The organism is Paenibacillus sp. J31R34, assembly GCF_059383715.1.
In genome coordinates, this window is sequence record NZ_JBXENU010000016.1 from 51418 (window position 1) to 64717 (window position 13300).

The window sequence follows — 13300 nt, forward strand, 5'->3', positions numbered from 1 at the left end:
CCCCGCATTCATTTATTCGTTCCAGATTAGTACCTGCACAGGTGTTGGGTTATAGGCATTGCAAGGATTGTTCAACTGCGGACAGTTGCTGATGAGCACCGTCACCTTGCCATGCGATTGCATTTCTACGTAGTAGCCAGGCGCGGATACGCCGTCCGCAAACTGCAAGCCGCCCTCGGCTGTCACTGGCACATTCATGAAAAAGTTCACATTCGGCGCCAAATCGCGCTTTGTATAGCCAGCCTCCCGTTTCGCCAGCTGGAGCATGAACGTATCGCGGCAGTTGTGCATATGCAGCTTTTCATGGGCATATCTCACCGTATTGCTCTGTGCAGAGCAGGAGCCGCCAATCGTATCATGGCGTCCGCATGTATCGGCAACGATCGTTACGAGCGGCTTGCCCGACTCTGCCCGCAGCACCGAGCCTGCCGTTAAATACACATTGGCTTGCCTTGCAATCGTTGCTATGGCACTATAATGATCTTCCGGCTGATCGGCATCGTAAAATAGGGTATCCGCCGCCTGATTTCCTTCGAGATCAACAATTCTGAGCACTTGTCCAGGCAGCAAATCATGCATCCAGCCATCGCCAGCTAAAATTGTTTTACTGTACACAGCTTCCGCCGTCTTGCGCGGGCTTTCTACTAAGTTAAATGCCGCCATTACCATCCGCCTCCCCATAAAAGGTTGTATTCCCACGTATTTTCGAACGCACGGCGATTTTCCGCACGAAAATTTACACAATAGTCATTTTCTCGATCTACTCTCTCAGCCTCGAACACTTCTACCCGCACCGGAACCGAAGGATAAATTGTTCTAGCATCAAGCGGATTAGGCGTATTCGACAGCACCAGCAGCACATCCATTTCTGTTCGAAGCGTCACACTAGCACCTGCGAGGCAATGATTTTCGGCATAATGCATATCACCCTGCTCATCGCAGCTAATTTTGGAAAACCAGTTGATGACCGGCATCAAATCCCTGACACCCATCCCGCTTCGCACCAGCTCAACCGCCAAATTTTCCTGCCCGCTTCGCAGCCAGCCGTTTCGAAGCACCTGATAAGTCGTCGCGCCATAGCGCTCATCCGTCAGCTCGCGGCTTGTATAGCCGCCAAGCGGGTCATGCCAGCCAAGTCCATCCTCTACAATACTGACCATCGCACGTCCATTGTCGCTCATCAGCACATTCCCTTTCGTTAGATGTGAGGTATGCTGCGCCTTGAGTGTATCTGGCATATTGTAGCGTTCATTCAAATCTCGAGCGCTGAACAGCATGGTAGACACATTCGCCCCACCTTCAAGGGCGGTTAAACGAACAAGCTTCCCCCGCCCAATAACGCCTGACCACTTGCCTCCAGCTTCAATCGTTTTGCTCCATTCTTCACTCATTCCCTCTTTCGCCTCCCCGTGTAAATATAAATAAAAAAAGCCTGGGAGATTTGATCTCCCAGGCTTTTATCCTTCCGTGTTATACAGCGATTCGCGCCAGTATTACTCGCATTCGACTGCATGCCGTCTCTCGGACCAGACTTAGCTATCAACAGATGAGATATACCCCATCAGCAGCTAACGGAACCCTAGACAGCGATTTGTTTCCAGTTTATTTTGCAACGGAAACCAATATTCAATTGTCATATAACCTAACGTTAGATAGATTATATGACTGTTGAATATCGTTTGTCAACAGTTATGTTAGATAACATAACACAAGATGCGTCGATTTTAGACACCTTAGCATTCCTACTCTAAGGCATTGAGTAAGCGTCTAACAACTCCTCTTGGTTCAACAAAATGGTAACCTTCTTGATTTTCCTATCACTTGAAGCCAACCAATTTTGAACAGCTTCGAGTTTAGTTTCAGATGATTGCAAATCAGCCAAACAGCAGCTCCATCGTCATTGGACGGCAGCTGCTGTTTGGCTTTGTTTCTTACCTATAATCAGGCTCTTTATCTGCTTCTCTCTATTCCTTAGGCTCACCGGCATTTTCCAGAGGCTCGGCAGGTTTTGGCTTCGGTAGCCTGCCTGAACGGCTAAGCGCTTCGCGCAGCAAAAACTCAATATGACCATTGACGCTGCGAAATTCCTCATTAGCCCACTGCTCCAGAGCGCGGTGAATGTCAGGATTCAGTCGGAGCGGAAAAGCTTTCTTTTCTTTTCCCATTATCGACAGCTCCCTACGTGTACAAAGACCCGGTATTAATGACCGGAGTGGCAGAACGATCCGATACGATCGCCACCATCAGATTGTTGACCATCGCCGCACGCCGCTCCACGTCCAGCTCAATTCCACTATCCTCCAGTTGCTTCAATGCCGCATCCACCATGCCGACCGCGCCTTCAACGATTTTCTGGCGAGCTGCCACAATCGCTGTTGCTTGCTGCCTTTGCAGCATTGCACTAGCAATTTCCGGCGCGTAGGCCAGATGCGTCAGCCGCGTCTCTATTACTTCAACTCCCGCAACAGCAAGCCTGCTTTGCAGCTCCTTGAGCAGCTCTTCTGCCACTTCCTCGGAATTGCCTCTCAGAGACATCGCGTTCTCATCCGTATGCGTATCATATGGGTGCTGTGCCGCCGTGTGGCGAACGGCCGTCTCGCTTTGAATTTCCACGAAACGCTCATAATTGTCGACATCGAAGCTCGCACGGGACGTATCCGTTACTTTAAAAACAACAACCGCCCCAATTTCAATCGGATTGCCGTCGGCATCATTGACCTTCAGCGTATGGCTGTTAAAGTTGCGCACTTTAAGCGATACCTTTTGCTTGTTCGTCAGCGGAAGCGTCATCCACAGCCCTGCAGTTCTTACCGTACCGATATATTTTCCGAAAAAGGTAATGACCTTCGCTTCATTCGGCTGCACAATCGTCAGCGAGGACGAAGCGATGATAAAAACAAGAATCAGCAATGCACCCGCAATAATCGAAAGGAAGTCCGGCTGTGTACCCGATGCGCCAAACAAAATCAGAATGATTCCCCCAACAAGCGACAATACGCCAACCAGCAATGCCAAAAATCCATTCACATGCCAAGCTTTGAACTCTTTCATCTGTCAGAACACCCCTTTAGTATTAATTTGATATATTTATGATATCACTTTTTACATTTATATGCAAACACCAAAAAAGCCCACAGGCCTCAAGGAACTCTTCCTCTTGGACTGCGAGCTTCGTATATAGCAGGCACTGATATTCTTTTTTTCAACTAGGAATCGCAATCTTCGTTTTAGGGGTTCACACCCTGCACAAAGAAATACTTGGCGGACACAGCAGCAGCTATTTCAACAGAATCAAGGCTTATGGCTAGGCAGCGGACTCAGAAGCAGCTAATGCGCTGCCAAAAGCCATTTTGGAGAGATTATTAGGGTGATAACGGAACCTCAGTCCTCAAACCCTATACCCAAGGGAACAATCTGCGGTTCAAAAAGGCAAAAATGCGATCGCTGATCAAGCCCAGCAGCCCAATAACGAAAATACCTACAAAAATCTCCTCCGTATTCAAAAATCGCTGCGCCTTCATGATGGCATATCCAAGCCCGCTGTTGACAGCAACCAGCTCCGCCACAACTAGATACGTCCACGCCCAGCCGAGAATAAGCCGCATCGTATGCATTAATTGCGGTTGAATCGCCGGTATGAGCACCGTCTCGATTGCCTTCCAGCGCCCCGCCCCAAGCGTGAAGGAAGCTTGCAGCAAATCCTGCGACACCCTTCGCGTATTGTCAGCCACCATCAGCACGAGCTGGAAGAAACAGCCGATAAAAATAAGCAATACCTTGGCCCACTCGCCAATCCCTGCCCACACCATAATAAGCGGAATAAAAGCGACCGCTGGCATGTAGCGGATAAATTCCATCGGAGGCTCTATCAGCGCTTCGCCGAATTTGAACGTCCCAGCCAATATCCCGATAGGAATGCCTAGCGCACACGCCAACAGGAAGCCTGACATCACGCGAAATAAGCTAACGCCAATATGATTCCAATAATCAGAGCTGCCGAGCAGCTCTATAAAGGTCGCTAGAACGACATGCGGCTTCGGCAAAAATACAGGGTTCACAGCCTCCGTATAGCTAAGCAGCGACCACAGCAGCAGAAGGAGCAGAAAAGAGCAGCTAGCCGTAATCATAAACGCCCGGGAGCCAATATCTTTAAAAATCTGTATCCGATGCGGCTTCCGCCGCCGAACTGCCTTCATCGTCATCACTTCCCTGCTGATGTATTTTTGACGAATTGCGCGTCGAACAGTCCGCTCACGTCATCAATGTCACCGACCATATCGAGTCCGCGCAAGAAATCCGCCGTCTGCCCCGCCGTATATTCAAGCGAGGTATATTCATCACGCTTCTCGAAGGCGTGAAGATTATCCGCTTGAGAGAACAGCTTGATGCCATCAAACCCCAGCTTGAGATCCTCCGGAGTCGTCTCCGCCTTGGTCGCCAGCAGCTTCAGTACCTCTTCCTGATTGGCCTCATAATACGCAAGCGCATCGAACCAAGCATCCACAACCTTCTGCACTTCAGCGGAACGCTTCTGCACAACCTCCTCACGAAACACAAGCAAATCCGGTATAAGTCCCGGTGTATCTTTAGAGGAGAACAACACCTTGCCCTTTCCTTCCTTCACCGCAATTGTCTGGAACGGCTCCCATAGAACAGAAGCATCAGACTTTCCGGAAATAAATGCTGGGCCCGCATCATTTACAGTCATATTGACGTAGTTCACATCTTCTTCCTTCATGCCATTTTGCGCCAAGGCAGTTAGCAGCAGCAAGTGATCGACAGTACCAAGCTCCGTCGCAACCGTTTTCCCCTTCAGATCCTGAATGGACTGGATTTCCGGTTTGCTGACAATAGCATCGCCGCCGAAGGAGTTATCGTTGACCAGAACCGCTTTAAGCGGAATCCCCTTTGAAAAAGGAGCGAGCGTATCGCTCAGCGTCTGGCTGTTTGCATCTACCCTTCCCGTTGCCAAAGCTTGCAGCGAGTCGCTGTACACCGGGAAAAACTCCAGCTTTACATTGACTCCATGCTTTTCAAAAAAACCTTTTTCCTCAGCTACATACCACATATACCAACCCGGCCACGGACTCAGGGCAATTGTAATCGGCTCACCCGCTCCTCCTTCTCCCGCTTTGCCACCTGAACTGCCACAACCCGTAACAACAAACATCGACACGACAAGCAACCCCAAGAGCCAAACCTTCCACGACTGTCTCATTGTCCCACCCCTTGTCTTTAACGCTCCAACTCCTGAATAACCAGAGATTGGGCCAAGCGTAAACAGCTGTCGCCATCCTCTGGCGGCAAAGCTACCGTTTCGCGGGTGAAATATAAGCATGTATAAGCGTGTAACTCATACATTTTTATATTTCTAAAAAAACAAAAGCCCGGGAGATTGTGATCTCCCAGGCTTTTATCCTTCCGTGTTATACAGCGCTTGCCGCCATCCCTCAATGGATGCACACTCGCCGTACGCCGTCTCTTGGACCAGACTTGATAAGACGCGAGGCAAACTTGCGACCTGTCAACGGAACCCTAGACAGCTTGTCGTTCCCGATGTGTACAGCCAGCATAGGAACTATATGATTTTTTGTTAGATAACCTTACATTTATCTGTATTATAGTAGGGCACCTAACACTCTGTCAATACTCATGTCATATTAATTTACGTGACTTTCATCTAAAATGCTTTCTATTATGCAGCAGCTTTCACCGCTGTATCTTCAGGCACTTCCAGTGCACCATAAACGGTGAACCATTTTTGCATAGTCGGGAAATCGCTTGTGTACGTCAGAGTCAGCATAAGCAGGATACGAGCATGAGCCGCGTTCAAATTGTCTCCTGCTAAAATCCCCTCGCTGCCGCCGTAAATATTGCCCGATCCGGTTCTTGTCGTCGTTACGAAAATAACGCCTTTTTCAACCGCTTTCGTACGCTCTTCTCTCATTGCAGCGGAAATGCCGCCAGCTCCCGTGCCCGCTGTAACAATCCCTTTTGCGCCGCCGTCTACGAAGCCTTTAATAGCCTCACCGCCAGCACCTTGATACGAATAAGCAATTTCGACCTTCGAGAAGCCCGCCTTCGGCAGCTTGGACAGATCAAATGGCGTCGCCCACTCCGCGTCGGTTTTCAGCGCTCTTGTCGGCACACGGTAAATTTGAATGACTGATTCATCAATGTAGCCGAGTGGACCAAATCCAGGCGATTCAAAAGTGTCGAGACGAAGTGCATTTGTTTTCGTCACTTCACGCACAGCATGAATTTCATCATTCAGCATAAGCACCGTGCCGAATTTCTTCGTCTTGCCGCTTGCCGCCAGCTTGATTGCATTGAACAAGTTCGCCGGAGCATCGCTTCCGATTACCGTCCATGGACGCATAGAACCTGTAATAACAACTGGCTTCGAGCTGCGGACCGTAAGGTCGAGGAAATAACCGATCTCTTCCATCGTATCCGTACCCGTCGTAACGACTACACCGTCGTATTTCTTCAACGCTGCATCCACTGTCATCGACAGGCTTGCCAGATCGTCCATCAGATAAGCCGATGAGCCTTTGTTGCCAAATTGCACAGTCTCAACGTCCGCCATCTTATCCAAATTCGGCAGGCTCTTCACCATATCTTTAATTAAAAGCGTACCCGCACGGTACGTTTGAAAGCTTGTCTCATCAGTCGATTGTCCAGCAATTGTACCGCCTGTACCAATAACCAAAATGTTAGGGAGCTTCGATTTTTGGAAGGAAGCAGGCACCTCCGGGAAAGTAATTGCCTGGATAGCAGCCTCAGCGGCTCCTACAGGAGAAATAAATGTTACGAGTGCGATAATGGCAGAAAGCGAAAAAACAGTCATCCTTTTAATAGACAGCATCATCTTGGTTCCCTCCACTTAACTATATTATAATCTCTATTGCGTTATATTATCTCACATATATAAATAGAACAAGTGACTTTGTACCTAGTTGTGTAATAATAACTAACATACATTTAACAATGGTATAAAGTCTCTATTACAACAATTTGCGTATCTTCAATCATTGACAAATTAATTTTAGTCCTATACAGTACTAATATGAAAACAAAACAATCCAACCGCGAGGTCGCCTTGCATACGGCCCAACAGTTATTTTTGAGCAAAGGTTATTTGGTTACGAGCATGGATGACATCGTAGCTGCCAGCAAAGTGTCCAAAACGAATATCTACTATTATTTCAAAAGCAAAGAAGAGCTGCTGTCCGCCATTATTGAGCGGATGATCAGCCAATATGAAAGCTTGTTCGAGCACATTGGCAGGCAAAATGATCTACCTGTACTTAAGCGCCTGGATAAGCTCGCCTGGCTATTGACCGAGCAGGATGCACGCTGCCTTGGCGGCTGCCCATTTCTGACCCTCTATACGCAGGCTCCGCTGGAGAACGGACCGTTCCGCGAGCAGTTCCGCCGCTTTTTCCAAAGCCAGCTTTCCTTTATTGAACAATTGCTGCACGAGGGAATATCGCGCAAAGAGCTCAAGCCCGACTTGCCGGTCGAACCAACCGCCGCACTTATGCTGTCTACGATTGAGGGAGCTTTATTTTTGCAGCATGCCAGCCAGAACCCAAATACAGTTACACATGCGTTTCATGCTTTAGCAGCCTTGCTAAAGTAATTTTTTTAATCATTTTAGTACTAATAAGTACTAATTTTTAGACGGTAATCCCCTTTTAACTCACAAAATGATTTATATAGAAGGAGCAAGATTATGACACATTTATTTGTTACAGGCGGCACAGGATTTATTGGACAACGATTCATACAGGCCCTTGCACAAACCAAGCAGCACGTAACCGTTCTCGTTCGTTCTTTAAGCAAATATGAGCAGCTTTTGGACAAGCTAAACCTTCGGCATAACGAGTTCATCACGCCGGTATGCGGCGATTTGACGCAGCCTTTATTGGGCTTGAGCAAAGAAGATTTGGCGCGGGTGAAAACAGCAGAGGTCATTATTCATGCGGGTGGCCCTATGGATATCAGACTGAGCGACGAACAGGCCAAGCTGGTGTTTTTACAAGCCTCGCAGCATATGGCTGAAATAGCCTCGCTGATTCATACGGAGACGACGCTGCGCCATTTTATCCACTTGGTCGGCTTTAAAAGCCCATTCCGCAATGAGGATCTATCGCAGAAAGAGCAGGCCCTTGCATCTTTAAACCATGAGCCGCCTTATGAGCAGGCCAAGTTCCTCGCCGACCTTCACCTGCGGGAGCAAAGCGCCGAACAAGGCTATCCCCTGTCCGTCGTCCACCCCGGCGTCGTCATCGGCGATTCCGCAACAGGAGAGACAGAGCAGCTCGGTGGTCTCGGCGTTCTCGTTGATGCTGCACGCAGAAAACTGATGGCCCTTGTGCCGGGAGGCGAAAAATATTGGTTGCCCCTGTTCCACCTTGATCACGCCGCCGCCTTTCTCGCCGCACTTGCCCAAGAAGAGCAACCTATCAGCCAAACGTATTATTTGTTGCAAGCGAAGGAAGACAGCCCTAATATGAGGCAGCTGATTACAACGATGGCCAAGGAGCTGCGCGTAGCCAAGCCCGTCGGCTCTCTACCGCTTGGCGTCTTATCCAAAGTGCTCGGAAGCCCACTGGGCGGCAAACTGGGTATTCCCCAGGAATCACTGAGCTTTGTCGTAGACGATTCTTATTCGCTCGAATCCGCCCGCTATATTCAACAAAAATATGCGCTGGACTACACGGTGACGCCGTCTGCTTTGCACCATACAATCGCTGACCTCGATTTCCGCCTCTCGCATTCAGTGACAGCGCATAAGGGCTACAATCAGGGCAAGCTAGGCAGTATGACCGCATTGCACAATAACAACAAAAGCGGAAATCCGATTTTGTTCATACCTGGCACTTTTAGCGGAGCGGATTGCCTGATTCCTCTAGCCAATCATTTTCAGAATGCCAACGTCTGGCTCCCCGACCTTCCTGGGCTAGGCAGAAGCCCCTATCACCATAAGTCCAATGTAATTGATGGCCACTTGGAGAGCCTTATAGAAGCCATTGCAGCAATGGATGCTCCCGTTACCTTAATCGGGCATTCTTATGGAGCGCTCCTTGCCGCCAAAGTCATGGAGCGTCTGCCAGAACGAATTCAAGCGCTAGGACTGCTGCAGCCCGTTTTTCATCCGGCACCATCCATGTATAAACAGCGCTGGCTTACGGAAATGGCGCTCTCTCGCATGAGTGAGGCCGCACTAATCAAGTCGCTGATTAAGCAAAGCTGCTTCGAATCAGAGGCACAAATTCCAGCCGAATATACCCGTTATGTCCAAGATGAGCTGCGCTCACCGCGGGTAAGGAAGACACTTGCTGAGCTATTACGCGAGTTGACGCGTCCGCAAAGCTTTCAGCTAGCGCCGGAACAGTGGGATGAGAAGAAGGTTCATATTTTATGGGGAGAAAAGGAACGGAATTATCAGCTGCATGATCGCTACCGCCATTTGCACATGGGTAGCCTTCCTTATGGGCATCATTTTCCGATCTCCCACCCAGAGCAAACTGCCCAGTTGCTGCGGCAATGGCTCGGGAAATAAGCAAACATACTAAGGTGATGAACAGTCTGAGTGTAATTTCCCCTCTATATTTCCGATATAAAGGAAAATAGATTTTTTCAGGAAGGACTACTGATTCATGACTACACGTACGAAAGCGAATCCGCTGTTTGTCTCTGCTTTGTTTATTTTAGGGCCAATTTTGCTTATTGGCTGTTTTGCTTGGCATTTGTCAACCGGTGTCATGGGACTAACTCTCAATGATTTTAAAGAAGTTATTCTTGCAAAGGATTGGGAATCCAATACATACGAAGTGCTGATGACATTACGGCTCCCCAATACCCTTGCCATTACATTGGCAGGAGCGGCACTCGCCGCATCTGCAGCTATGCTTCAAGGACTTACGCGCAATCGTATGGCTGCACCCACAACTTTTGGGCTGACGGAAATGGCAAGCCTTGCCCTGCTTGTCACCTGGCCGAGTATGATTAATATTCCTAATTCAAGCACAGTCTCTATCATTACAGCAGTAAGCGCTATTACAGGCTGTCTTATAGGCTGCATCATCCTATATATCATGTTTCGAATGCTCAAAATCCCACTGACCTCGATTCAGCTTATTTTTGCTGGCGCTTTAATGGGAACAACTGCCCATTTCTCCTCATTACTGCTGCGTCTTTATATGGGTCACACCTTTGACCAAGATGCCATTTTCATTTCAGTATTAGGGCATGGCATTTTCAAAGGAGAATCGTATGCCCTAGCTTCCCTGATTGTCGTCGCTCTAATTGGCGCTATGATTCTGTCATTCTTTATTTCCAAACATTATTATCAAGAGAAAAATGCCGGTGTTGTTGTATATAGTCTGTCCGCTATTGTCGTTATCGTTATGACGGGTATGGCCGTGTGGCTTGTTGGACCAGTAGCATGCGTAGGATTTGTAACAGCCGTTCTGCTCAGCAAATGGTTCGGAAATAATTACCGAATTATTATTTCAGGATCAGCCATTATCGGAGCCATCCTCTTATTGCTTGTAAGTCTTTTAAGCAAGTTTCTCTCCCCTATTACCGACATGCCGCTTGCCCACACTACAAATGCAGTTGCTATTCCCTTATTTATGGTTATGCTGTGGAGTCATTATCGCAAAACAAAAATGTAACAAAAATGCAGCAATAAGATCAGATAAATGGCTTAACAGCAATAGCAATAGAACACAAAAAGAAAGGCTTACTCGTCTAAGGGCAGCCAATGCCTTTAAAAAGGTAAGTCTTTCTCTTTTTCTGTTTATTATCTGCTTTAAAGCGGGGATGCTACACCGTCAAATATTTCTTGATCACGTCGTTGCTCAACTGCGCGAGTGTTCCTTCCCAAGCGATAGCGCCCTTTTCCAAAATATAAAAATAATCGCCTACGCTTTTTACAAAATCGAGGCTTTGCTCAACGAGCAGGATCGCCGTCTGGCCATCCGCCTTAATGGAACGAATGACCTCGCGGATATCATCCACGATGGAGGGCTGAATGCCCTCGCAAGGCTCATCGAGCAGCAGTAGTGACGGTTGCGATGCGAGCGCTCTGGCGAAAGCAAGCTGCTGCTGCTGTCCGCCGCTGAGATCACCGCCGCGCCGCGCATACATTTCCGGCAGCACCGGAAATTTCGCAATGGCCGCGGGCGGGATCATATTCGCCTGTCCACGCCCTCGCCCCTCCCGCGGCGCGGCCTCCAAGCCGATCAAAATATTTTCGTATACCGTGAGCTGTCCGAAAATCTCTCTTCCCTGCGGCACGTATCCCATGCCGCTCTTCGCCCTTCTGCCCGGTGCGCGCTTCGTCAAATCCACGCCTTTATAGGCCACCGTACCATGCCGCGCTTTCAGCAGCCCCATAACGCTTTTCATCAACGTCGTTTTCCCGACGCCGTTACGACCGAGCAGGCATACAACCTGACCCGGCTCCACCTTTAAGGATACATCGCGCAAAATAATGCTTTCCCCGTATCCGGCCTCAAGCTGTCGAACGGCTAGCATCCGCATCCCGCCTTTTCCCCAAATACACTTCAGCTACCCGGTCATCCCGCTGCACATCCTCCATCGTGCCTTCCTTGAGCAGCTTGCCTTCATGCATGACCGTCACCTTGCTCGCAAAGCTGCGCACAAACTCCATATCATGCTCGACGACGACGACGGAGCGTTCCCGGGCAATTTCCTGAAGCAGCTCCCCCGTCTTATCCGTCTCCTTATCGGTCATCCCGGCCACCGGCTCATCTAGCAGCAAAATATCCGGCTCCTGCAGCAGCATCATGCCGATTTCCAGCCACTGCTTCTCACCATGCGACAGACCGCCTGCACGGCTATCCTCTTGATCAGACAGCCCGATCATCTCCAGCTGCCGTCTCATCCGCTTCTGTTCTTCTGCCTGCGCCCTCGCAAACAGTGTAGCGAATACGCCGCGCCGCTGACGCAGTGCGATCTCCAGATTTTCCAGAACGGTCATGGAGGGGAAAATCGAAGGAGCCTGGAACTTGCGCCCGATGCCCAGCTCGGCAATTTGATGCTCTTTTTTTCGCGTAATATCGATATCGCCATTGAATGTGACCTGCCCCGTTGATGGACGAACTTTGCCGCAAATGACATCCAGCATCGTCGTTTTGCCCGCGCCGTTCGGACCGATCAGGAAGCGCAGCTCCCCTTTTGCCAAGTTGAGGCTCATGCCCTGAATCGCTTTAAAGCCGTCAAATTCCACCGTCACGTCATTACATTGCAGGATACTCGATGGTTGGCTCATTTTTCGTCACCCTCCGTTTTTTGCCGAGCTTGATTTTGCCAAGCAGTCCCGTTAGGCCATTCGGCAGGAATACTACAACGATGACAAACATTGCACCGAGAAAATAGGTCCAGCCCTCGGGATAGGAGGTGCTGAATTCGCTTTTTGCCCAATTGAGCAATACAGCGCCCAGCGCCGCTCCAATTAATGTGCCGCGCCCGCCAATGGCCACCCACAGCACCATTTCAATGGAGGGCACGATGCCCATCATGGAGGGCGAAATAATGCCAACATGGAGCACAAACAGCATGCCCGCGATACCCGCAAACGCGGCAGATAAAGTGAAAATAGCCATTTGATACATCGCAGGGTTGTAACCGATGAAGCGCACGCGATTTTCTCCGTCGCGAATGGCGCGGAGCACCTTGCCGAAGCGGCTGCCAACGACATAACGGCATGCTACAAAAACCGCAATCAACACCAGCACCGTAACAAAATATAAAATTCGCTTCGTATCAGGGGAGGCGAGCGAAGCGCCTAATATTTTGCTAAACCCCGTTACGCCGTTCGTCCCGCCTGTAAAAGCCTGCTGTCCGACGAGCAGCGTCGTCGTAATAATGACCAATGCCTGCGTCAAAATTGTGAAATATACACCGCGAATGCGATTGCGAAAGGTGAAAAAACCGAGAAATAGCGCCAGCAGCGCAGGCATGACAATACCCATAGCTACCGCAAAGCCAAAGCTGCTGAACGGCTGCCAGAACAGCGGCAGCTCCTTGAGCCCGCTCCAGCCCATAAAATCCGGCAGCTTCCCGCCGCTTGCCTCCAGCTTCAAGTACATCGCCATCGCATAAGCACCGATCCCGAAGAAAATACCATGGCCGAGACTAAGAATGCCCGTGTAGCCCCAAATTAAGTCCAGCCCCAGCGCCACAATAGCAAAAGCAAGAAATTTTGCCAGCAGGTTGAGGCGAAAATCACTTAAAAACATCGGAGCCGAGAACAACGCCA

13 protein-coding genes and 2 riboswitches are annotated in these 13300 nt (G+C 49.4%); of the genes, 3 read left to right on the forward strand and 10 right to left on the reverse strand.

What is annotated here, in order from left to right; all coding sequences use genetic code 11:
• Positions 1 to 12: 12 nt before the first annotated feature.
• From AC50YG_RS29445 to AC50YG_RS29475, 7 genes are all read right to left on the reverse strand, one after another.
• The gene (locus tag AC50YG_RS29445; RefSeq protein ID WP_494832215.1) at positions 13 to 663 is read right to left on the reverse strand and encodes an urea amidolyase associated protein UAAP2; all 651 of its coding nucleotides are present in this window, start codon (positions 661 to 663) and stop codon (positions 13 to 15) included.
• Positions 663 to 1391 carry an urea amidolyase associated protein UAAP1 gene (locus AC50YG_RS29450; RefSeq protein ID WP_494832217.1) on the reverse strand — a complete coding sequence of 243 codons (729 nt, stop codon included), beginning with the start codon at positions 1389 to 1391 and terminating at the stop codon, positions 663 to 665. Before AC50YG_RS29450 ends, AC50YG_RS29445 begins: the two co-directional genes overlap by 1 nt.
• 53 nt (positions 1392 to 1444) lie before the next feature.
• A riboswitch (guanidine-I (ykkC/yxkD leader) is annotated at positions 1445 to 1594 on the reverse strand.
• Positions 1595 to 1964: 370 nt separating this feature from the next.
• Entirely contained in the window at positions 1965 to 2165 is a 201-nt protein-coding gene (locus tag AC50YG_RS29455; RefSeq protein ID WP_494832219.1) for a type II toxin-antitoxin system antitoxin, read from the reverse strand.
• Between the two features lie 13 nt (positions 2166 to 2178).
• On the reverse strand, positions 2179 to 3051 hold the full coding sequence (locus tag AC50YG_RS29460; RefSeq protein WP_494832221.1) for an SPFH domain-containing protein: 873 nt from the start codon (positions 3049 to 3051) through the stop codon (positions 2179 to 2181).
• Positions 3052 to 3395: 344 nt separating this feature from the next.
• Entirely contained in the window at positions 3396 to 4196 is an 801-nt protein-coding gene (locus tag AC50YG_RS29465) for an ABC transporter permease (protein ID WP_473755424.1), read from the reverse strand.
• A 5-nt stretch (positions 4197 to 4201) separates the two neighbouring features.
• Positions 4202 to 5218, reverse strand: coding sequence for an ABC transporter substrate-binding protein (locus AC50YG_RS29470; RefSeq protein ID WP_494832223.1), 1017 nt, complete (start codon positions 5216 to 5218; stop codon positions 4202 to 4204).
• Between the two features lie 182 nt (positions 5219 to 5400).
• Positions 5401 to 5550: riboswitch (guanidine-I (ykkC/yxkD leader) on the reverse strand.
• A 145-nt stretch (positions 5551 to 5695) separates the two neighbouring features.
• Positions 5696 to 6871, reverse strand: a complete 1176-nt coding sequence (locus AC50YG_RS29475; RefSeq protein ID WP_494832225.1) for an asparaginase — start codon at positions 6869 to 6871, stop codon at positions 5696 to 5698.
• 198 nt (positions 6872 to 7069) lie between these two features.
• Here AC50YG_RS29475 and AC50YG_RS29480 point away from each other — a divergent pair, with 198 nt between their 5' ends.
• From AC50YG_RS29480 to AC50YG_RS29490, 3 genes are all read left to right on the forward strand, one after another.
• Positions 7070 to 7645, forward strand: coding sequence for a TetR/AcrR family transcriptional regulator (locus AC50YG_RS29480; protein ID WP_494832227.1), 576 nt, complete (start codon positions 7070 to 7072; stop codon positions 7643 to 7645).
• 93 nt (positions 7646 to 7738) lie between these two features.
• Positions 7739 to 9571 carry an alpha/beta fold hydrolase gene (locus AC50YG_RS29485; protein ID WP_494832229.1) on the forward strand — a complete coding sequence of 611 codons (1833 nt, stop codon included), beginning with the start codon at positions 7739 to 7741 and terminating at the stop codon, positions 9569 to 9571.
• A gap of 97 nt (positions 9572 to 9668) precedes the next feature.
• The gene (locus tag AC50YG_RS29490) at positions 9669 to 10688 is read left to right on the forward strand and encodes an iron chelate uptake ABC transporter family permease subunit (RefSeq protein ID WP_494832231.1); all 1020 of its coding nucleotides are present in this window, start codon (positions 9669 to 9671) and stop codon (positions 10686 to 10688) included.
• Between the two features lie 151 nt (positions 10689 to 10839).
• On the opposite strand, the gene urtE is transcribed toward AC50YG_RS29490, so the two are convergent.
• The 3 genes from urtE to urtC are packed head-to-tail and all read right to left on the reverse strand — an operon-like array spanning position 10840 to position 13280.
• Positions 10840 to 11553, reverse strand: coding sequence for an urea ABC transporter ATP-binding subunit UrtE (urtE, locus tag AC50YG_RS29495; RefSeq protein WP_494832233.1), 714 nt, complete (start codon positions 11551 to 11553; stop codon positions 10840 to 10842).
• On the reverse strand, positions 11531 to 12310 hold the full coding sequence (gene urtD / locus AC50YG_RS29500) for an urea ABC transporter ATP-binding protein UrtD (protein WP_494832235.1): 780 nt from the start codon (positions 12308 to 12310) through the stop codon (positions 11531 to 11533). Before urtD ends, urtE begins: the two co-directional genes overlap by 23 nt.
• Entirely contained in the window at positions 12279 to 13280 is a 1002-nt protein-coding gene (gene urtC / locus AC50YG_RS29505; RefSeq protein WP_473755468.1) for an urea ABC transporter permease subunit UrtC, read from the reverse strand. Before urtC ends, urtD begins: the two co-directional genes overlap by 32 nt.
• Between the last annotated feature and the right edge of the window lie 20 nt (positions 13281 to 13300).